The organism is Chlorobiota bacterium, from assembly GCA_016710285.1.
GTDB lineage: Bacteria > Bacteroidota > Ignavibacteria > OLB7 > OLB7 > OLB7.
Genome location: JADJXR010000001.1, coordinates 2,363,591 through 2,386,799, shown reverse-complemented (window position 1 = coordinate 2,386,799; position 23,209 = coordinate 2,363,591). Strand labels below are relative to the sequence as shown.

Sequence of the window (23,209 nt, the reverse complement as noted above, 5' to 3'; positions counted from 1 at the left end):
AACCCACGGAAATTTCTCTCGAGCGATGCCTCGGTTGGAACGCTGCATCCGTGAAGCGCGGCAGCCACCATCAACAGAGCAAAGAACTTGGCCAAGAAGGCGTTGAAGCGGAATCGTTGCATGGCATCTCCTGTTGGAAAATGAATGGTTTCTGTGCCAGCAAACTTAGCCCTACGGCCATCCGGCGGTTGCCAGAAAAAGGTCAGGAGGATGTCAGAAAAATATCAGGGAGGATTTGCGGGAGCCATGCGTGGCATTGCGCGTTGCTCCCCCTCTTGGGAGGGGGCGGGGGGGTGGGTTGGGGGCACACACGAAACTGCGCCTATTTCCGAATCTCAGGATCAGAGCCTTCCGGGGTGAACGCGAACCGCCGCCCGTTCGCTCGTTCCCCCGAACCCACCCCGCCCTGTTGGGCACCCCTCCGTTGGAGGGGGACGCTTCGGGAGGGTTTGCGCGGGAAGCCTTTAGAAACGAACCGCCCGCCACAGCTTTTGCTATGGCGGGCAGCACATATTGATAGCAGATCCCACTGGTGGCCTTACGGACGGAAAGAAATATCTATCCAACGGCTTTGGCCACCATCGTACATCAGCGTCACACTCCCTTCGCCTGTGGTTGTGAGGTTTGCCCCACCCATTGTATGGATACGATCCGCGGCTGTTATCTCTGCCCCGCTTTCATCAGCTATCGTCATGTTGTTGGCTGACTGATTGTAGATAACGAGTATCTGCCCATCAACACCGCCGGAAAGACCGATGATGGTAAAGGCTCCGGGTGACGTGGTAATCCGCAGGAACGAAGCACCTGATGCAGCGAGCGCAACACTGCTAGGAGGGCCCACGAACGTGGTGACATCGGTTCGGGTGGTGATCGGTGCTGTTGTTGGTGTAGTCCACGTAAGTGTCGCAGTCGTTAGCGTTGGTGCTGGTGCAATCGTTAGCACTTGCCCGGCTGTTCCATTGCTGGCCGGTAGCGTGTAGGTGATGTCGTTGGCTTGCGTTTGCGCCTTGAACGCCGTGTAGTTTGCTGTCCCGTTTGGAAAGTCCCCAGCGATGTTGTATGCCTCGAAGAACCGTAGCTCGCTTGGTGCGTTGTCGTTGTTGGCAAGCCAGAGATCGGTGTTGCCGAAAACTGCTACGTTGGCATCGGTGATCGTCATGTCAAGGGTTCCACCACTGTTGTTCGCGTGGAAGCCGAAGCTCCTCGCCCCGTTCAGCCTTAGGCCGCGACCGCCGGGGATTGCTGAGTAATCGCCAGCTGCCGTGTTGTAATATCCCCCACCCACCGCCGATGCCGCACCCGATGCAGCGTTGTGGTCTCCTCCACTCACCGTCGATGACGCACCTGATGCAGTGTTGTGGTCTCCTCCACCCACCGTCGAATTGGACCCCGATGCAATGTTGCGCTCTCCACCACCCACCGTGGAATTATTCCCCTGTGCCTCGTTGCCCGTTCCTCCACCTACCGCCGAATTGAACCCCGATGCAATGTTGCGCTCTCCCCCACCCACTGTCGAATTACCCCCCTGTGCCTCGTTTTGCGTTCCTCCACCCACGGTCGAATTATCCCCCGATGCTTGGTTCCCAGCCCCTCCCGCCACCGTTGCTCCTCTCCCCGATGCCGTGTTGGTATATCCACCACCCACCGTCGAAAACTCCCCCGATGCCGTGTTGGCAAATCCACCACCGACCACTCCATAATCACCTGTCACCTGGCTGGCAGCGCCATCCGCCCCGCCGCCACTGATCGTTGCACCAACCACACCTGCACCAACGCTGTTCCCGTTGAACCCACCAATGATGTTCGGGCTGCTGGCGTTCGGCTCATACCGCATTACTCGCTGGTTGCCGCCAGTAGCTGCACCGGTGTTGTTTACCCGAATCTCAAACGCCACGTTGTCGGTGGTTCCCACGAAGTTTGTTCCCGCTGTCGTTCCCGCATTGCCAAGCAGGCTCCAGGCGTTGGCCGTCACGATCGAATCGGCATCGGACCACTGCATCACTCCACCCGTCGTTGAGGTGAGAATATCCCCGTTGCTGGCTGCGGGCGATGCTGGTAGCGTGTAGGTGATGTCGTTGGCTTGCGTTTGCGCTTTGAACGCTGTGTAGTTTGCCGTGTTCGGGAAGTTCCCGGAAGCGTTGTACGCCTCGAAGAACCGCAGCTCGCTTGGCGCGTTGTTGTTGTTGGCAAGCCAGAGATTAGCGTTGCCGAAGACCGCTACGTTGGCATCGGTGATCGTCATCGGAAGCGTGCCACCACTGTTGTTGGCGTGGAAGCCGAAGCTGCGATCCCCATCCAGCCTTAGGCCGCGACCGCCGGGGATTGCTGAGTAATCACCAGCTGCCGTGTTGTAATATCCCCCACCCACCGCCGATGCCGCACCCGATGCAGCGTTGTGGTCTCCTCCACTTACCGTCGAGGTTCCCCCCGATGCGGCATTGTAGACCCCTCCGCCCACCGATGAATATGACCCTGATGCCTCGTTGCGATCTCCTCCACCTACCGCTGAATTACTCCCCGATGCCTTGTTGTAGGCACCGCCAACCACCGCCGAATATGATCCCAACCCCTCGTTGTAATATCCTCCACTCACCACCGATGACGCACCCGATGCAGCGTTGTGGTCTCCTCCACCCACCGTGGAGGTTCCCCCCGATGCCACGTTGAACACCCCTCCGCCCACCGCTGAATAATCCCCCGAGGCTCTGTTGCTCTCCCCACCACCTATTGCTGGAGCAACCCCTGATGCCACGTTGTCACGTCCACCACTGACCGTCGAATGAACTCCTGATGCCTGGTTGCTCCTTCCTCCACCTACTGCCGAATAATTCCCCGATGCCCTGTTGTTCTCTCCACCACCTATTGTTGAAGCCACTCTTGATGCCACGTTGTCATGTCCGCCACCTACCATCGCATAGTGCTCCGATGCAGTGTTATGATCTCCCCCACCCACCGCCGATGCCGCACCCGATGCAGCGTTGTGGTCTCCTCCACTTACCGTCGAGGTTCCCCCCGATGCGGCATTGTAGACCCCTCCGCCCACCGATGAATATGCCCCTGATGCCTCGTTGATATCTCCTCCACCTCCCGCTGAATTACTCCCCGATGCCTTGTTGTAGGCACCGCCAACCACCGCCGAATATGATCCCAACCCCTCGTTGTAATATCCTCCACTCACCACCGATGACGCACCCGATGCAGCGTTGTGGTCTCCTCCACCCACCGTCGAGGTTCCCCCCGATGCGATGTTGAACACCCCTCCGCCCACCGATGAATAATCCCCCGAGGCTCTGTTGCTCTCCCCACCACCTATTGCCGGAGCAACCCCTGATGCCACGTTGTCATATCCACCGCCAACTGTCGAATGAACTCCTGATGCCTGGTTGCGCCTTCCCCCACCGACCGCGCCATAATTCCCCGTCACTTGGTTAATGGAGCCACTCTCACCACCGCCACTGATCGTTGCGCCAACCACACTACCAACGCTATTCCCGTTGAACCCGCCAATAATGTTCGGGCTGCTGGCCGCGTTCGGCTCGAACCGCATCGCTCGGTTTCCGTTGACGATCACATTTAACGGCGCGTTGCTGGCAGTCCCTATCAGGTTATCCACCCCGTCGGTGAACGCCCCGCCATTCCCCGTCTTCAACCATGCTACCGAGCCTACCACTGCTGTCGCGGTTCGCTTCAACAGGTCGCCATTTCCGTCGGCGGTGATGATACCGTCGTTGGTTCCAGGTGCCCACACGCTCCCATCGGCCGCGCCGCTTGCCGAGCCGAACCGCACGTTCGCCGCGCCGGCGGTTCCCGCAACTTCCAGCAACCGCCCGGCAGTTGGTGCTGCCGTGCCGATTCCTACCTCACCGGTAGTTGCCACACGCAGACGCTCCATGTTGTTGGTTCGAACCACCAGCGGTTGAGCATCGGTGGTTCCAATGAAGTTGGTTGCAGGATTGGTTCCTCCGTTGCCCGTCAGGCTCCAGAATAGCCCGCCCCCGCTGCTGGTCGTCAGCACCCGATCCCAAATCGGAGCAAAGGTTGTCCCGATGTTGAACTCGATGGTCTTCGCGCCGGTGTTGAAAATCATCAGCCCCACTGCTGGGTTGACCAACGCGTTGCGCTCAGCACTGGTCATCCGTGGCATCAGGAAGCCAGCGGTGGTGGTTGATAGGTCCAGGATTGCCGATTTGTCCGGCGCGATGGTGCCGATTCCCATGTGGCCGTAGATGTCGGTCATCGGGTGGGAACCCGGAGTTTGAGCGGTGGAGGCAATGGCTGCACACAATAATCCCACGGCTACGCCAATGCTCCGGAAAGCGACTGTGAAGTGCTTCATGTGGAGAATGGATAAGAGGAAGCCCTGACCTGAAAGGAGGGCCGGATTGGATGTTATAATGGCAGCGGTGGCAGCGATGGCAAGAATAGGCAATGGCTTCTAAGTTTCCAAGAAAAAATTCAGTCAATCAGTATCAGCAGGCCTCGGTGACCAATGTGGATACCGCCCGTTCGCTCGTTCCCCCGAACCCACCCCGCCCTGTTGGGCACCCCTCCGTGGGAGGGGGACGCTTCGGGAATTTTTGGAGGTAGCCGTGGGCAACTTTGTGCGTTGGCCTCGTGCGTTGCTCCCCCTCTTGGGAGGGGGCCCGGGGGTGGGTTGGGGACACATCCAAAACTGCGCTCATTACCGAATCTCAGGATCAGCAGGCCTCGGTGACCAACGCGAACCGCCGCCCGTTCGCTCGTTCTCCCGAACCCACCCCGCCCTGTTGGACACCCCTCCGTTGGAGGGGGAGGCTTCGGGAGAGTTTGGGGTAGCCGCCCCGACCTCCGTCGGGATTGATAAAAGGTCTTTAGCCCTCGGTGTCTATCACTCGGCCCCGATACAGATCGGAGCCGCTACCCCGACTGCGTCGGGATTGCCCCGGTGGCCAACAGAAACCACCGCCCGTTCGCTCGTTCCCCCGAACCCACCCCGCCCTGTTGGGCACCCCTCCAAGGAGGGGAACGCTTCGGGAATTTTTGGAGGTAGCCGCCCCGACCTTCGTCGGGATTGATAAAAGGTCTTTAGCCTTCGGCGGCATCTTCGGCCTCTGGGCCCCGATAAAGATCGGGGTCCCTACCCCGACTTCGTCGGGATCACTACCCCCTGCACAACAGCGAACGCCCTTCCACGTGGCTTGGGAAGGGCGTTCGTTGGCTTAATCGGCAGAAGGGTGAGGGGTTACTGCACGCGGGTCACCTTGAAGTAGGAATCGGTTTCGATGGTCACGGTCTCGGTGCCGGTGGTGTCATCGTCGGCCCATTGCAACGTCACGTTCCCGGCAGTCCCGGCAGTGCGGATCAGTCCTTTCACGTAAACGATCGCACGGTTGCTTCCAGTTGACTGGACATCTATCACCGTCCCTGCCGTGCCGGAGGTGGAGAGGATATCCGCTTCTCTGGATGTTGTTCCGTTCTCTTCCCGCGCCTGATAGCTCACCTTCATGGTCGTGCCGGTTGGAACCGTGAGGGCGATTTGCAGATCGTGCGCATTGGCCGTTGTGTTGACGTACAGCACCCCTTCCAACTCATACACCTCGCTCGTGTTCAAGGCGATGGAAAGGTGGTCGTCGTTCTGCAAGGTTGCGCTGCTGGTGACCCCTTCATTGGCGGTTTTACGGGCGAAGGCAAGGCCACCAACGGTTCCCAAATTGTTCGATGACCACTCCAACGTTGCTGTTGTTGACGTTGGCGTGGGGGTGCTGGCCACGCGAAGCACTTGCCCGGCAGTGCCATTGCTGGCCGGTAGCGTGTAGGTGATGTCGTCCCCCTGTACCGATGCCGCTTTGAACGCCGTGTAGTTTGCCGTGTTTGGGAATGCCCCAGCGGTGTTGTACGCCTCAAAGAAACGCAGCTCGCTTGGTGCGTTCTTGTTGTTGGCAAGCCACAGGTCGGTGTTGCCGAAGACGGCTACGGCTGGAGTGGAGATCGTCATGTTGCGAGTCCCGGCAGCGTTGTTGGCGTGGAAGCCGAAGCTGCGTGTTGCGCTGGCATCCAGCGTTAGGCCGCGCCCGCCCGGAATTGCTGAGTATTCGCCAGCGGCAGTGTCCTCAGCCCCTCCGGCGATTGCGGCATAATCCCCCGAAGCGACGTTCTGATATCCCGCACCAACCACCGAGCGGAATCCCGATGCGGTGTTGCTAAAGCCCCCACCAACCGCCGAGCGTATCCCCGATGCGGTGTTGCCAAAGCCCCCGCCAACTGTTGCGTATGCATTTGATGCGGTGTTGTTACTCCCTCCGCCAACTGTTGTACCCTGCGCCGATGCGGTGTTAGTGCTTCCGCCACCAATCGCCGAATTAGACCCCGATGCGGTGTTGCCCTGCCCTCCACTAACCACTCCATAATTAGCGGACACTTGATTGATACTTCCATCCACGCCGCCGCCGCTGATCGTTGCACCAATCACACCAGCACCCACGCTGTTCCCCTGATACCCACCAATGATGTTCGCGCTGGTCGCGTTTGGCTCGAACCGCATCACTCGCTTGCTTCCCCGGTTCGCTGTCCCGTCGCTGCTGAAGACTTTTAGCTCCAACGCCACGTTGTCGGTCGTTCCCACGAAGTTCGTTCCGGCGGTTGTTCCCGCGTTGCCAAGTAGACCCCAGGCGTTGGCCGTCACGATCGAATCGGCATCGGACCACTGCATCACTCCGGCGGTGGTTGAGGTGAGAACATCCCCGTTGCTGGCTGCGGGCGATGCTGGCAGCGTGTAGGTGATGTCGCCCCCCTGTACCGATGCCGCCTTGAACGCCGTGTAGTGTGCCGTAGCATTTGGGAAGGCCCCAGCAGTGTTGTACGCCTCGAAGAACCGCAGCTCGCTTGGTGCGTTGTCGTTGTTGGCAAGCCACAGATCGGTGTTGCCAAAGACAGCTACGTCCGGGACGGAGATCGTCATGTTGCGATCGCCAGCAGCGGTGTTCGCGTGGAAGCCGAAGCTGCGGATGGCAGTGGCAGCAAGCGTTAGGCCGTAACCGCCGGGGATTGCAGAGTATACACCGGCAGCCGTGTTGTTATAGCCTCCACCCACTGTCGAGTACGACTGCGATGCCGTGTTGTTATAGCCTCCACTCACCGTCGAAATATACCCCGATGTCGTATTGCTCTCGCCTCCTCCTATCGTCGAACGCCCCCCCAATGCCATGTTGCTCAAGCCTCCACCCACCGTCGAATAGGGACTCGATGCCGTGTTGCTCTGCCCTCCACTCACCGTCGAATAGGAATTCGATGCCGTGTTGCTCTGCCCTCCACTCACCGTCGAATAGGAATTCGATGCCGTGTTGCTCTGCCCTCCACTCACCATCGAACGATCCCCCGATGCCGTGTTGCTCAAGCCGCCACCCACCGTCGAATAGAAATTCGATGCGGTGTTGGTGCTTCCTCCACCAATCGCCGAATTAAACCCCGATGCGGTGTTGCCCTGCCCTCCACTAACCACTCCATAATCAGCGGACACTTGATTGATACCTCCATCCACGCCGCCGCCGCTGATCGTTGCACCAACCACACCAGCACCCACGCTGTTCCCCTGATACCCACCAATGATGTTCGCGCTGGTGGCGTTCGGCTCGAATCGCATCACTCGCTTGCTTCCCCGGTTCGCTGTCCCGTCGCTGCTGAAGACTTTTAGCTCCAACGCCACGTTGTCGGTGGTCCCCACGAAGTTCGTTCCGGCGGTTGTTCCCGTGTTGCCCGTTAGGCTCCAGCCACTGCTGGCTGCTGCCCACTCCAGCGTTGCTGCGGTTGCCGTTGGCGCAGGGCTGCTGGCAATCCGAAGCACGTGACCAGCCGAGCCGTTGCTGGCCGGAAGTGTATAGGTTATGTCGCCCGCTTGCGTTTGTGCTTTGAACGCCGTGTAGTTTGCCGTGTTTGGGAATGCCCCTGAGGTGTTGTACCCCTCGAAGAACCTCAACTCGCTTGGTGCGTTGTCGTTGTTGGCAAGCCAGAGATCGGTGTTGCCGAAGACGGCTACGTCAGGGGTAGAAATCGTCATCGGTAGCGTGCCGGCTCCGTTGTTGGAATGGAAGCCGAAGCTGCGGGTGGCGCTGGCATCCAGCGTTAGGCCGCGCCCGCCGGGGATTGCGCTGTTGCCGCCAGTCGCGCTGTTGCCGCTGCCGCCGCCAACGGTGGCGTTGATGCCACCAGCACTGTTATTAATGCCACCCGCCACAGTGGTGGCGGTGCTGCTGGCGGTGTTGCTTTCGCCGCCGCCAACCGTCGAGCGGTCCCCGGTGGCTTTGTTCTTGAAGCCACCACCGATTGTCGCTATCGAGCCTGTGACCGTATCGCTTTCCCCGCCGGCGATGGTGGAACGGTAGCCGCTGGCGTAGTTGTACGCGCCGCCGCCAATCGTTGCGTCGGTGGCCCCGGCAATTGTTCGGTTCGAGGACCCCGAGCCGATAAAGGACCCACCCGCTGCGGCCGTGTTCCCGAACCCGCCGCCAATAAACGAATAGGCTCCGCTGGCGGTGTCGCTTTGGCCGCCGCCAACGGTGGCATAGTTACCCGTTGCCCCGTTGGCACGTCCACCGGCTATCGTTGCAAATTCCCCTGTTGCATCGTTATCAATGCCGCCGCCAATGGTTGAGTAGTTGTTCGTTGCGCTGTTGGCCGCCCCACCCACCACCACCGAACGTTCGCCGCTGGCGGTGTTCGAATATCCGCCGCCAATAAACGCCCACTGGCCGCTGGCGCTGTCCCCTTCGCCACCAACCACAATGGCCATGTTTGCGCTGGCAAGGTTGTTTGCCCCACCGCCGATAAATCCGTTCCCCCCCGAGACGCGGTTCTGCAGGCCGCCAGCAATTGTGGCGTATTGGCCGCTGGCAACATTGCCCAAACCACCACTCACGGTGGCATAACTCCGATCTGATGTTGTCCCGGCATTATCTCCCGCACGGTTGTTCCGGCCACCACCTATCACCCCATAATCATCGGTGATCGTATTCAAACCGCCACTGGCTCCACCGCCCGACACCGTTGCGCCAATCACTCCGCTTGTCACGCTATTTCCGTTGAACCCGCCAATGATGTTCGCGCTGGTGGCGTTCGGCTCAAACCGCATCACTCGCCGGCGGCCTTCGGTGGCTGTGCCGGTTTCGTGCACGTGAATCTCAAAGGCTTGGTTGTCGGTGGTGCCCACGAAGTTCGTTCCGGCGGTTGTTCCCGCGTTGCCGGTTAGGCTCCAATCGTTGTTGGCGGGGCTGGCCCAGACGATGTTGGACCCGTTGTAGGTAATCACCTGGTTGGCCCCCGCGCCGGATGAGCTGATCTTCCCAAGCGTGATCGAGTTGTCAATGATTTCCGCCGAACCGATTGCATTGTCCATCATCTCAGCATTGCCGATCGCGTTGTCCATCATCTCGGCATTCCCGATTGCGTTATCGGCCATCTCGGAATTGCCAACGGCGTTGGAGGCTATCTCGCTGGCATTGACGGCATTGGCAGCAATTTTGCTGGCGGTGACGGCATCGCCAGCAAGGTCGGCATTGTCAACCGTGCCGTCCAAAATATCTGCGCCGGTGATGGTGTTGTCGGCAATCTCTGCCGAGCCAACGGCATCGGTGGTGATGGTGGGGTTCGGGTAGGTTCCGGTCAGATCCCCACCCGCCGCGCCGCCCGGGGATGGGTTCCCCCAATCTAACGTTGCGGCGGTTGCTGTTGGGGCAGGGGAAGCAGCAATCCGCAGTGCCTGCCCCGCAGTTCCGTTGGCCGCCGGCAGGGTGTAGGTGATGTTGTTGCCGCTTTGGTCCTGCGCTTTCAATGCGGTGTAATCGCTTCCGGTTCCGTTTGGTTCCTGCAGCCGAAGCTCGCCCGCGCTGCCGGTGTTCCCAAGCACAAGGTTGCCATCGTTAATCTGAACCCTGCCGGTTGCTTGAATTGCCGGGCCGGTTCCGTTGGTGCTTGCTGCCAGCGCCGCCGCGCTGCTTCCGGCGTTGGTGATGGCAAACAGCCCCGCGCCGCCGGTGCCGGAGTTCGTAAGGCTAAACAGCACGCCAGCATCGCTGACGGTTGCGGAAAAAGGGAAAGTGAGCGATGGCGTGGCCCACGTAAGCACGCCGGTTCCATCGGTTTGCAGAAACTGCCCCGATGCTCCCGGGCCAGTTGGAAGGGTCATGGTCCACGTGCTTCCAAGCGTTGGGGATTTCAGGATCAGCGGAACCACCGGCGCGCCCCCGCCCGACAAGTAGAGCGAGGTGCCGTAGAGCGTCTTGTACGTTTGCGCGTTCGCCACGCCAGATGCTGCACAAATAACAGCGGCCAGAGCAAGAAGGAGTCGTTTCATGGTTGATTGATTCCTCGTGATTACGGTTTGCTGTTACTGTGATTAGTTGGTGGAAACAAGCCGCCAGAAACCGGAGGTTGCGTCGTAGATCAAGGTGGCGGTGCCGTCGCCACCCAGGGTGATATCGCCGCCACCTGGCAGTTGGAAGCGGTTGGCCGCTGCCGAGCCAGCATTCTGGTGCTTCAGCGTGATGGGGTTGCTTCCGATGTTGCAGATCACGATCTGGCGGCCATCGGCACCGGCAAGGATTCCGGTGATGTCAACCCCGGCACCGACCGTGGTCTCCATGCGGAAGAAGGTGGCGGTGGAGCTTAACGAAAGGTCATCTTGGTTTGCGCCAAACGCGCCGCCGCTGGTGTTGGTGGAGTTCGTGGTGTTGACGATGGTGGCTCCATTGCCAACCCAATCAAGTGTAACCGTGCTGCCGGAGATGGATTTGACTTGCAGAACATCCCCAACAATACCGTTTGTGTCGGGCAGAACGTAGGTGATGTCGCCCGTCTGATCCTGCGCCTTGAACGCCGTGTAGTTTGCTGTCCCGTTCGGGAAGTCCCCTGCGGTGTTGTACGCCTCGAAGAATCGCAGCTCGCTTGGCGCGTTGTTGTTGTTGGCAAGCCAGAGATTAGTGTTGCCGAAGACCGCTACGTCGGGGGTGGAGATCGTCATTGGAAGCGTGCCACCACTGTTGTTGGCGTGGAAGCCGAAGCTGCGATCCCCATCCAGCCTTAGGCCGCGACCGCCGGGGATTGCTGAGTAATCACCAGCAGTGGTGTCGGCAGTGCCGCCACCAACCGTTGAATAATCCCCCGACACTTCATTTCTAAATCCGCCACCAATGGTGGCATGATCCCCTGATGCAATGTTATACTGGCCGCCACCAATGGTGGCAAGATTCTCCACTGCCTCGTTGTCACGTCCTCCGCCCACGGTTGCGCCGAACCCCGATGCGATGTGGCTCTGGCCGCCACCCACGGTCGCGCCATACCCCTGCACGATGTTCGCATTCCCTCCACCCACAGTCGAAAACATCCCCGATGCCGCGTTGGCACTTCCTCCACCAACGGTGGCGTAGCTTTGGTCACTCGTTGTCCCTGCGTTATCCCCTGCAAGATTGCCATAGCCACCCCCCACCACGCCATAGTCATCGGTGATCGTGTTCAAGTTGCCATTGGCCCCACCGCCGGCCAGCGTTGCACCAACCACACCAACCGTCACGCTGTTCCCGTTGAACCCACCAATGATGTTCGGGCTGGTGGCGTTTGGCTCGAATCGCATCACTCGCTGGTTGCCGCCAGTAGCTGCACCGCCGTTGTTGACCCGAATCTCAAACGCCACGTTGTCGGTCGTTCCCACAAAGTTCGTTCCGGCGGTGGTTCCCGCGTTGCCGGTTAGGCTCCAGCCGCCACCGCCACCGGATGCCCATTCCAAGGTTGCCGCCGTTGCCGTTGGCACGGGGGATGCCGCAATAGTAAGCACCTGACCAGCCGTGCCGCTGGCCGCCGGAAGGGTGTAGGTGATGTCGTTGGCTTGCGTTTGCGCTTTGAACGCCGTGTAGTTTGCCGTGTTTGGGAACGCCCCAGCAGTGTTGTACGCCTCGAAGAACCGCAGCTCGCTTGGCGCGTTGTCGTTGTTGGCAAGCCACAGATCGGTGTTGCCGAAGAGGGCGATTGCTGTGTCGGTAATGGTCATGTTTCGGTCGCCCGCCGCGCTGTTGGCGTGGAAGCCAATGGTGCGCGGCGCGTCCACGGTTAGGCCGCGCCCACCCACGATCGTAGAATACTCGCCATAAACATTGTTGTTAAGGCCACCACCGATCACCCCGGCAATGGATGCGCTATCAATCGTGTTGTTTTGCCCGCCACCAATGGAGGCTCTGGTTGAAGTGCTGGTGATGACATTGCGTTGGCCACCACCAATCGCGCTGTACGCTGCACCATCCGTCACCACGTTCGAGTCGCCACCAGCAATCACTGATGAGGTTGCGTTATTCGTCACCAAGTTGCGCCGCCCGCCACCAATCGCGCCGTACTGCACGCCATTGGTGATTGTGTTCGAGTCACCACCAGCGATCACCGATGACGTTGAACTGTTCGTCAGCAAATTGCGACGACCACCAGCAATCGCCCCGTACGTTGCGCCATTGGTGATTGTGTTCGAGTCACCACCAGCGATCACCGATGAGGTTGCGTTATTCGTCACCAAGTTGCGCTGCCCGCCACCAATCGCTCCGTACTGCGTGCCATTGGTGATTGTGTTCGAGTCACCACCAGCGATCACCGATGACGTTGAACTGTTTATCAACTGGTTCCGACGACCGCCACCGATATGGGCGTACTGGCTGTTATTACTGTTCCCATATCCCCCACCTATCGAACCGTACGTTCCACCAGAATATACCTGGTTGGAATCGCCACCGCTAATTGAGCCATAGCTCGCATTCGTCACCAAGTTCCGGCTACCGCCACCGATCGCCCCGTACTGTGAACCATTCGTCACCACGTTAGAATCACCACCAGCAATCACCGATGACGTTGCGCTATTCGTCAGCAAATTCCGACGGCCACCACCAATCGAACCATACTGCGCGCCGAAGGAAACTTGGTTGGAATCACCGCCGCCGATCGTGCCATAATTCACATTCGTCATAAAGTTGCGGCTACCGCCACCAATCGAACCGTATGGCGAGCCATTGATGATCGTGTTCGAATCGCCACCAGCAATCACCGATGACGTTGAACTGTTGTTCACCAAATTCCGCCGCCCGCCACCAATCGCGCTGTACGTTGCGCCGAAGGAAACTTGGTTGGAGTCACCGCCGCCGATCGTGCCATAATTCACATTCGTCATAAAGTTCCGCCTGCCGCCACCGATCGAGCCGTATGGCGAGCCGTTCATTACCACGTTCGAGTCGCCACCAGCAATCACCGATGACGTTGAACTGTTTATCAACTGGTTCCGACGACCGCCACCGATATGGGCGTACTGGCTGTTATTACTGTTCCCATATCCCCCACCTATCGAACCGTACGTTCCACCAGAATATACCTGGTTGGAATCGCCACCGCTAACCGAGCCATAGCTCGCATTCGTCACCAAGTTCCGGCTACCGCCACCGATCGCCCCGTACTGTGAACCATTCGTCACTACGTTAGAATCACCACCAGCAATCACCGATGACGTTGCGCTATTCGTCAGCAAATTCCGACGGCCACCACCAATCGAACCATACTGCGCGCCGAAGGAAACTTGGTTGGAATCACCGCCGCCGATCGTGCCATAATTCACATTCGTCATAAAGTTGCGGCTACCGCCACCAATCGAACCGTATGGCGAGCCATTGATGATCGTGTTCGAATCGCCACCAGCAATCACCGATGACGTTGAACTGTTGTTCACCAAATTCCGCCGCCCGCCACCAATCGCGCTGTACGTTGCGCCGAAGGAAACTTGGTTGGAGTCACCGCCGCCGATCGTGCCATAATTCACATTCGTCATAAAGTTCCGCCTGCCGCCACCGATCGCATTGTACTGCGCACCACTGGTGATTGTGTTCGAGTCGCCACCGGCAATCACCGATGACGTTGAACTGTTTATCAACTGGTTCCGACGACCGCCACCGATATGGGCGTACTGGCTGTTATTACTGTTCCCATATCCCCCACCTATCGAACCGTACGTTCCACCAGAATATATCTGGTTGGAATCGCCACCGCTAATCGAGCCATAGCTCGCATTCGTCACTGTGTTCCGGCTACCGCCACCGATCGCCCCGTACTGTGAACCATTCGTCACTACGTTAGAATCACCACCAGCAATCACCGATGACGTTGCGCTATTCGTCAGCAAATTCCGACGGCCACCACCAATCGAACCATACTGCGCGCCGAAGGAAACTTGGTTGGAATCACCGCCGCCGATCGTGCCATAATTCACATTCGTCATAAAGTTGCGGCTACCGCCACCAATCGAACCGTATGGCGAGCCATTGATGATCGTGTTCGAATCGCCACCAGCAATCACCGATGACGTTGAACTGTTGTTCACCAAATTCCGCCGCCCGCCACCAATCGCGCTGTACGTTGCGCCGAAGGAAACTTGGTTGGAGTCACCACCGCCGATCGAGCCATAACTTGCACTGATCACAACGTTGCGGCTACCGCCACTGATCGCACCATACTGTGAACCATTCGTCACCACGTTCGAGTCGCCACCAGCGATCACCGATAAGGTTGAGTTATTCGTCAGCAAATTGCGACGACCGCCACCGATCGCCCCGTACTGCGTGCCATTGGTGATTGTGTTCGAGTCGCCACCGGCGATCACCGATGACGTTGAATTGTTCGTCAGCAGATTGCGACGACCACCACCAATGGCAGCATAATCAGCCGAGAGGAAGTGATGGCTGCCGCCGCTTATCACAGAGTAGATTGCGCTGGTGTCAATAAGGTTGGGAGCCGCTGCGGAACCACCGCCAGCAATCAGCGAGCCGTAGGATCCGGTATCAATGGCGTTTTGATAGACACCTCCCACAATCATGGGGCTGGTTGGGTGGGGCAGATAGCGCATGACCGATGTATCGTTCACACGAATCTCCATTGCCACATTGTCAATCGTTCCCAAGAAATTCGTTCCGGCGGTGGTTCCGCTGTTGCCGGTTAGTTGCCAAGCAGCACCGCCACCGCTGGGGGTTGCCCACTCCAATGTTGCCGCCGTTGCCGTTGGCGCGGGGGATGCCGCCACAGAAAGCACCTGCCCAGCAGTGCCGTTGCTGGCTGGTAGCGTGTAGGTGATGTCGCCCGTCTGATCCTGCGCTTTGAATGCCGTGTAGTTTGCTGTCCCGTTCGGGAATGCCCCTGCGGCGTTGTACCCCTCGAACAACCGTAGCTCGCTTGGCGCGTTGTCGTTGTTGGCAAGCCACAGATCGGTGTTGCCGAAGACGGCTACATCGGGGGCGGAGATCGTCATGTCGCGAGTCCCGGCAGCGTTGTTCGCGTGGAACCCGAAGCTGCGGTCGGCAGTAGCATCCAGCGTCAGGCCATTGCCGCCCGGAATCACCGAAGACTCGCCAGCAACCGTGTTCCCCACGCCGCCACCAATCGTCGCATATTGCGCCGAGGCAATGTTGCTTCGTCCGCCACCTACCGTCGAAACCGGACCCGATGCGTCGTTGTGCACACCCCCACCTATCGTTGCAACAAGCCCCGAGGCAGTGTCGTTCCACCCACCACCTACTGTTGAATATGATCCTGATGCCTGATTGCTGTTCCCCCCATTCACTGTTGCATATTGCGCCGAGGCTGTGTTGCTCCTGCCCCCACCGACTGCGCCATAATTCCCCGTCACTTGGTTGATATTTCCACTTGACCCACCGCCCGACACCGTTGCACCAACCACACCACCACCCACGCTGTTCCCATTGAATCCGCCAATGATGTTCGGGCTGGTGGCCGTCGGCTCGAACCGCATCGCTCGGCTTCCGTTGGCAATCACATTTAACGGCGCGTTGCTGGTGGTTCCTATCAGGTTGTCCACGCCGTCGGTGAATGCTCCACCGTTGCCCGTCTTCAACCACCCCACCGATCCTACCACTGCCGTCGCGGTCCGCTTCAACAGGTCGCCATTTCCGTCGGCGGTGATGATCCCGTCGGTGGCCCCAGGGACCCACGCGCTTCCATCAGCCGAACCGCTTGCTGAGCCAAACCGCACGTTTGCTGCGCCGGCGGTTCCCGCCACCTCCAGCAACCGCCCAGCAGTTGGTGCTGCGGTGCCAATTCCCACCTCACCCGTGCTGGCCACGCGCAAACGCTCCACGCTGTTGGTCCGAACCACCAGCGGTTGAGCATCCGTGGTCCCGATGAAGTTGATTGCTGGGTTGGTTCCGCTGTTTCCCAGAAGCTGCCAGTAGAGGCCACTTCCGCTGCTGACCGTCACCACCGGGTCCCAGATCGGGGCGAAGGTCGTCCCGATGTTGAACTCAATCGTTTTCGTGTCGCTGTTGAAAATCATCAACCCTGTTGCTGGGTTGGCTATCGCGTTCCGTTCGGCGTTCGTCAGCCGTGGCATCAGGAAGCCAGCGGTGGTGCTGGAAAGGTCCAGGATTGCCGATTTATCCGGCGCGATGGTCCCGATCCCCATGTGGCCGTAGATGTCGGTCATCGGATGGGAACCCGGAGTTTGCGCGGTGGCGGTTGTTGTTGCGCCCAGCAAGAGCAGGGCAAGCAGAATCGCCGAAGAGGCACGAGCAAGGAAGGAGAGCTTCGTCATAACGGTTAGCAGCAGTGAGTAGGAACGGTTTTTCGTCGAAAATCAGCGGCAAAGATGGAAAACATCTCGCGGGCAGCCAAGAAGAAAATTGCCGCCACCGCAGCAGCCCCCTCCCCGCCTCCCCCAATGCTGGGGGAGGAGCTGGCAGAAGTGGTGTGAGATTCGGAGAGAAAGGGATGAACAGCCGAATCCATTTCTCCCCAGCATTGGGGGGACGCTTCGCCGCTTGCGGCGAAGCAGGGGGGCGCGACCTCGGTGGCCAACGCGAACCGCCGCCCGTTCGCTCGTTCCCCCGAACCCACCCCGCCCTGTTGGGCACTCCTCCGTGGGAGGGGGACGCTTCGGGATGGTTTGGAGGAAGATTGCAAGGACGGGATCGCCTGTGTGACGAACACAAACCGCCGCCCGTTCGGTTCTTTCCCCCCTTACTCCTTCTCTTCCGGCAGTTTTGGTTCCACCAGCATCACTTCCTCGCGCTCCATCACCACCGCGCCAACCGCCGCGCCGCGTGGTTTGCGGACGTGCTTTTTTAGGGTGTAGGCCACCGGGACCATCTTCGCGTTTTTCGCGCCGCTGTAGAAGGCGGCTACCGAGGCGGCCTGGCGCAGCACCTCCTTCGGCGGCTTGGTTTTGGGATCGGTCCAACGAAGCACCACGTGGGATCCGCTGGAGCCACGGGCGTGGAACCAGTAGTCGTTGGGGCGGGCAAACCGCATGGTGAGTTCGTCGTTGTTGGCCGCGCTTTTTCCGGCATAGACTTCGTGGCCGCCAGCCACTTCAAAGCGGCGGAACCGCCCGGCGGTTCCTTCTTCTTTTGGTTCTCCGGTCATTGCAAACAGTTTTTGGTTCGATTCCAGCAGTGCCTCAAGTTCTTCAACCTCCGTTGCCCGCGCCACCTGTTCCTGCAAGGTGGCGATGGTTGCAATGGCGGCAGCGGTTGCGGCTTGGCGTTCGGCGGCGCGCACCGCGGCCTGGCGCACGCCACGCGCACGGCGGAAGTACCGCTGGGCGTTCTCGTGCGGGGCCAATTTCACGTTCAGCGGAATGGTGAGGTTGTTCCCCTCCCAGTCGGTAAGCTCCGCCCGCTCCATCCCCTTTGCCAGCGCGTGCAAGTTCGCCACCAGCGCGTTCCCCATCTGCTCCCACTCGGCGGCGCGGGCTTCGTGTTCGTGGTCGTCGCGCCCTTTGGCCAGCGCGCGCCCAAGCCGCCCCCGCTCCGATTCCAACCGGCGCGCCATGCGGGTCCGCAGCTCCAGCAGCCGCCGCAGCCGGAAGCTGGCCGCACGGCAGGCACGGATTGCGCGGGGAAGATCATCAAACGTCTCCACGGCTGTGGCCGCCTGGCGCAAGTGGTGAAGATCCAGAAGCGTGAACACCACTTCGGTGGGAAGGTGATACAGGAAGAACGTGGCGGAGGCTTGGCAGGCGTTGTACAAAGCATCCACCGTGTCCAGAAGTTGGTGAAGCTCACGATCGGTTGCCTGCTGAAATGGCGGCGTTTCCGAACGGTGGAGCGACTCGGCAGCAAGCCGCCGGCCAAGTGAGGGGAGCGCGGTTTGCAACGCTTTGGCCGCCGGAAGTTCGCTGCGGCGCAGCTGCTCGATAATCTGGGTTCGGTTCAGAAGGCCGTCCTCGTGGTCATCGTCGCCGCCGCTGGGTTGCACCAAGCGGTGATGCTCCCCTTCGTCGTGCTGGAACGATTCGGCCACCGCGCCATTGCGCACCCAAAGCACGTTGCCGGAACCTTTGCCAAAAAAGCAAGCAAGAAGAATCGCGCCATCGGCAAAGTGGAACTCAATGGCGCGTTCCCCTTCGTGCATGGCAACCTCCACCAACTGCACACCGATCATTCCCTGAAAAAAATCCAGCGTGTTGCGGCGTGCGCGGCGGAAGTCATCGTGCAGAAGTGCGTAGCCAAAATGGAGGTCCAGCGAAAGCTCAACAAACCGGCTTTCCCCGTTGCGAATGAACCGGAGCATCAGCCGGTTTTTCTCCTGGGACCAACACTCGGCAAGGGTCCATGTGCCGATTGATTCCTGCAGCAGTTCGGCCTGGCGAGCAACGGTAAGGTAATGGCGAAGCATAGAGTTGGGAGAGAAAGAGCAATCGTGCGTGAGCGGCAACCATATCTATTTTTCCAACAGCTTGCAAGATGGGTGGATTTCGGTGACGGCATCTTCCGGCTCCCCCTCTCCGTCCGTTGCTCTGGCGTTGCTCGGGAATGAAATCACGGAGAGGGGGTGGGAGGTAAGGTTGGGTAGAGATGGGCGGGATCACCTCCTCCCCCTCTCCCCAACTGAACACGCTCTTTTTCACTCATGGTTCGGCAGAACGGTAAAGAAGAACGATATTCGCAGACCGGAACCCTTGCGGGATAGCAAGCCATTGCATCCAGTATGCTGGTGAGTTCCGGCACTTTGCCACTAACCCAGGGCTAAGCGATTGAATATCACAGCATCGTTCTTGCTTCATTCTATACATAATCTCCGCCAAGCCAGCAGCGCGTTGGCCATTGGCGAACGCTTTCTGGCGCAGTGGATTGTTCGGCTGTTGCTGCTGGTTGCGCTGCCGGTGCTGGCCGTGGCACAGGTGCGCCCGCCGGACTCGATTCGCATTGGTGGAACCACCGAGGGGCGGGAGTTCTGGGTGGTCTTCCAGAAAAATTTTCGTGACTGGACCCCAGACGAGGCTACCGGATCGTTAAAAAAAGCTGAGCCGCTGGAACTCCATCTCTTCATCACCTCTAGCAAGCGTGCCCAGGGGACGATTGAGATTGAAGGGATTCGGTTCCGGAAGGATTTCACGGTGAACGCGGGCCAGGTGATCGCCATCAGCATTGATACTGCCGCGCAGCTTCGTGCCAGCGATAAAGCCCAGAAGCTGGCGGTCCACATCACCAGCGACGAACCGATTTCCGTGTATGGCCTTAGCCACCGCTACCAAACCACCGATACGTACCTTGCTTACCCGGTTGACGTTCTGGGAACCAGCTACCGGGCTGTGGGCTACGGCTGGCTGGCCAACGATCTGGTGTCGCAAATCGCCATTATTGGCACGGAGGATGAAACGACCATCACCGTCACGCCAACAACGCCGATAGGGCGCGACAGCCCCCGAAAACCGCCATATCCCAAAGGGAAGCCGTTCCAGATTACGGTGAATAGAGGTGAGGTGTATCCGCTGCTTGCCCACTACAACGTGCTTTCAACGTCCGACCTTACCGGAACGCTGATCGAGGCCGATAAGCCGGTGGCGGTCTTCAGCGGCCACAACTGCGCATACGTTCCCGATAACAACATTAAAGCCTGCAACCTTCTGGTGGAGCAGCTGCCACCGATCCGTTCTTGGGGGCGGCAATTTTTTGTGGGGACAATGGCCGGGCGGACAAGCTCGGTGGTGCGTGCTGTGGCAACCGAGGATAGCACCCTGGTCTATGAAAACAACCAACTGGTGGCGCGGCTGAAGCCTGGGGAGTTCTACCAGAACAGCAACCAGACCCAGCAGACGATGCTTACCAGCAACAAGCCGATCCTTGTTGCCCAATACTCCAAAGGGTTTGCCAATGGCGACAGCGTCGGCGACCCGATGATGATTGTAGTTGCCCCCACCGAACAGTTCCTTCCCAAGTATCGCTTTGCCACGCCAATCCAAGGGCAATGGCGGCACTACGTGAACCTGATTGTCCCGACCGATGCGTTGCACACCCTGCGGTTAGACGGGCGCGCATTGGACCCACGCCAGTTCCGCCCCTTCGGCATAAGCCGCTACTCCTTTTCGCAGGTGGAGGTTGATTATGGAACCCACACGGTGGAGTGCTCGCAGGCATTTGGTTTGTACAGTTACGGCTTCGGTTTTGGCGAGGGTGCTGGGGGGGCGGCCTACGACGCCTACGGCAACGGCGGCGGGCAGTCCATGGTCCAGGTGGTTCAAGCCCCCGACACGATCCCCCCTTCGTTGGATGCTACGGTGGATAACCGCTTGGCCACCCTCCGCGCCGTTGTCCGCGACGACCGTGTGAACGATTTGGGGATTGCAGAAATCACCCTTCTGGAGAAGGAGAACCTTGCCGTGACGATCCCGACATTTGCCTTTGGAACGCCGCAAGTTCCGCTGCAAATAGCAGTGACCGATCGGAAGCAAAACAGCTACGCTCGGTTCCGTTTGCGGGACCGTGCGGGGAACATCACCCAGCAAACCCTTTGCATCCGCTACGACCGCATTGGCGACTCGCTGGTGGCAACGGTTGTTGGGCCGGATGAATCGTGCGATTTCTCGGAGGACCTCTATCTGGGGGGATATGTGCGCTACTCGGTGGTGGACCACAACGCCACCATCCCGGCCCAAACCGCACCATTCAACAACCTGGTTCCGCTGAACGCGGCGGATGGCGCGCCGGCCTACGGGTTTGGGGTCCATGGGGCGATGTTGCTGGAAAATCGCTGGCATCTTACCGGGCGCGTCGGCTTGGATTTCTGGCGCGCCGATGCCTTCGGCTACCTTCCCGATTCCCTTCCCCGCTTTGCCCCCGACGGAACCCCGCTGGCCGAAGAATTCCAACTTCACCGCACCGTTGCTTACCTGATGCTAACGCCCGGCATTCAGTATTTCGTTGGGTTCCACAGCATCTACTTGCACGGGGCTTTGAACATTGCGCTTCCGATTTCGGTTCAGCAGCAGTACCGCCAGACGATCCTCCGCCCCGCCAACTACACCTACGCCAATGGAGAAGGAACGCTGGTGGAATACGATGGCGGCGATGACAAACTGGGGTTGATGATATCCCCCGAAGCAGGCTTCGGGGTGCAAGCGGCGTTGCGGGGCGGATACACGGTATTTGGCGAGTTGGGCGCGGGCTTCTCGCTGATGGACGCAATCCCCAACACCACCGGAAAGCCAACCTACTTGTTCAGCCGGTTCGGGGTGAAAGTCCGCATGTAAATGCGCATCCATCACCTCTCCATCAAAAAAAATGGGCCGGCAGCGTTCGTTCGCTGCCGGCCCATTGATTCACTTCTTGGGCATCTTCATCGTTCCCCCGCCACCGCCTGGCGATTCCCCTGCGCAAATGGATTGAACGGCATCGGCATCGAATCCGTGACCAGAAACTCTGCCGTGGCCTGATGTTCCTTTGCGTCCTTTGCCAGCACCTCTCCGCTCAATCGTGCTTCCCGAAGCATCGTTCCGGCAATGGTTGCGCCGTTGCCGCCGTTGGCAGCAAGGGTGATGGTCCCGCTCCCTGCGGGAATCGCCACATCGCGAAGGCGATAGACGTGATGCCGCTTCCCCGGCTCGGTGGCCGATAGGACCTCAAGGTTCCACGGTGATTGGCTTGCTGGCGTTCTCAACCGTCAGGACCGGGTGGGCGGTTCCTAAGCCCGCAAACCGTAGTCGGGCGGTTGCTCCACCCTCGCGGCAATCCACCCGGACGTAGCCATCCGGCCCGCCAATGGCAACCCCTGCCCCTTCGGTTCCTGAATTGAACTCCACCTCCGCCGAAGGCATCGCCCCTTTGTAGAAATATCCCTCAAACCGCTCCGGCTTCTGGGCCGGAATGTTCCCAAAATTGAACCACGGAGCAACCGCGCCCAATCCGGTTGTGGAGTCCCAATCAATCCGCTTTGTCCCTTCGGTAAACAGGCGGCGTCCGTCGCCGGTGCGAAGCTGGTGAATGGCCACGTCGCGGCTTTCCCCTTTTCCCCAAATGAAGATTTTCAGCAGAAGCGTTGGAAGGCTAAGGCCCATGGATGATGGACTGCGCCCGGTGGGACCAGCAACCGAAAGGGGAAGCACCACCAAGTGGCCTTCGCCAAGCGGGCTTCCGGCAACGCCATCGTCGCCATCGGTTGGCCATGCGGACATTTTGCCGGCCATCAGGAAGCTCCAGTTGGAGCCGGTGCATTGGATAAAATTGCTTCCGCTGGTGTACCATCCGCGGTGGTTGGCCGAGGTATCGGCCCAGATGCGGTTCGGGTCCACCACCCAAATTTTGTAGTTGCCTGCGCTTCCGGTTACGTCGTAGGCAATCATCGTGTGGCCACCTGCCTGCGGGTTCCACCCTTTGGTGACGCAGACAAGGTAGGGACCTTCGCGGCCAATCGTCTGGCGCGACAGCGTCACCCCGTAGCTGGCATCCTGCGAGTGCCCAGAGTGTGCTTGCTCGATATACTGCTGGATGCACGCCAGCGACAACTGGTGGCCGTGCATGATGTTAATGGCCGTGTTCAGATCGGGATCGCTTGGACCCGACCCGGAACCGGAGCCGACATATTTGATTGGGGGGGCGCAGTAGCCCAAGTAGCCGCCATATTTATTCATCATCAGGCTTAGGCAGCTCATCCCGTAGCAGTTCCCCGCACCGTTTCCGGTTCCGCTGGGATCGGGGAGCGTGGTTTTGAAGGCGGCTTCGTAGAAGAGCTTGTCGAACGTTGCCGACAGCCATGAGTCGTTGGAATCGGGCGGGATGCCGTAGTAGCTGCGGGCATAGATATGCCAGCCGAACATCGGCGTGGTGTAGTTCTCAAAACCCCAGCCGTACCTCTCGGCCGGATGCTGCGCGCTTGCCATTGCCGAAGCAATCGCCAGCAACGCTGCGGAGCAGGATAGTAGGCGTGCTATCATTGG

At 59.4% G+C, this 23,209-nt stretch carries 7 protein-coding genes; 1 reads left to right on the top strand and 6 read right to left on the bottom strand.

Translation table 11 applies throughout. The annotated features are described in order from the left end of the window. Positions 1–538: 538 nt before the first annotated feature. From IPM61_08540 to IPM61_08525, 4 genes are all read right to left on the bottom strand, one after another. Positions 539–4,336: a hypothetical protein gene (locus tag IPM61_08540; GenBank protein MBK8911368.1), complete on the bottom strand. Its 3,798-nt coding sequence runs from the start codon at positions 4,334–4,336 to the stop codon at positions 539–541. 885 nt (positions 4,337–5,221) lie between these two features. Then, positions 5,222–10,324, bottom strand: coding sequence for a hypothetical protein (locus IPM61_08535; GenBank protein MBK8911367.1), 5,103 nt, complete (start codon positions 10,322–10,324; stop codon positions 5,222–5,224). Positions 10,325–10,366: 42 nt separating this feature from the next. Continuing rightward, positions 10,367–16,588 (bottom strand): hypothetical protein, encoded by a 6,222-nt coding sequence (locus IPM61_08530; protein MBK8911366.1) that lies wholly within the window; start codon positions 16,586–16,588, stop codon positions 10,367–10,369. Between the two features lie 425 nt (positions 16,589–17,013). After that, positions 17,014–18,672 (bottom strand): DUF814 domain-containing protein, encoded by a 1,659-nt coding sequence (locus IPM61_08525; GenBank protein ID MBK8911365.1) that lies wholly within the window; start codon positions 18,670–18,672, stop codon positions 17,014–17,016. A gap of 379 nt (positions 18,673–19,051) precedes the next feature. Between IPM61_08525 and IPM61_08520 the strand changes: the two genes are divergently transcribed. Continuing rightward, positions 19,052–21,526 carry an IgGFc-binding protein gene (locus tag IPM61_08520; GenBank protein ID MBK8911364.1) on the top strand — a complete coding sequence of 825 codons (2,475 nt, stop codon included), beginning with the start codon at positions 19,052–19,054 and terminating at the stop codon, positions 21,524–21,526. Between the two features lie 86 nt (positions 21,527–21,612). Here IPM61_08520 and IPM61_08515 read toward each other — a convergent pair whose 3' ends face one another. Further along, positions 21,613–21,933: a hypothetical protein gene (locus IPM61_08515; GenBank protein MBK8911363.1), complete on the bottom strand. Its 321-nt coding sequence runs from the start codon at positions 21,931–21,933 to the stop codon at positions 21,613–21,615. After that, a complete protein-coding gene (locus IPM61_08510) occupies positions 21,896–23,206 on the bottom strand; it encodes a hypothetical protein (GenBank protein MBK8911362.1) in 1,311 nt (436 codons plus the stop codon). Before IPM61_08510 ends, IPM61_08515 begins: the two co-directional genes overlap by 38 nt. Positions 23,207–23,209 lie beyond the last annotated feature (3 nt).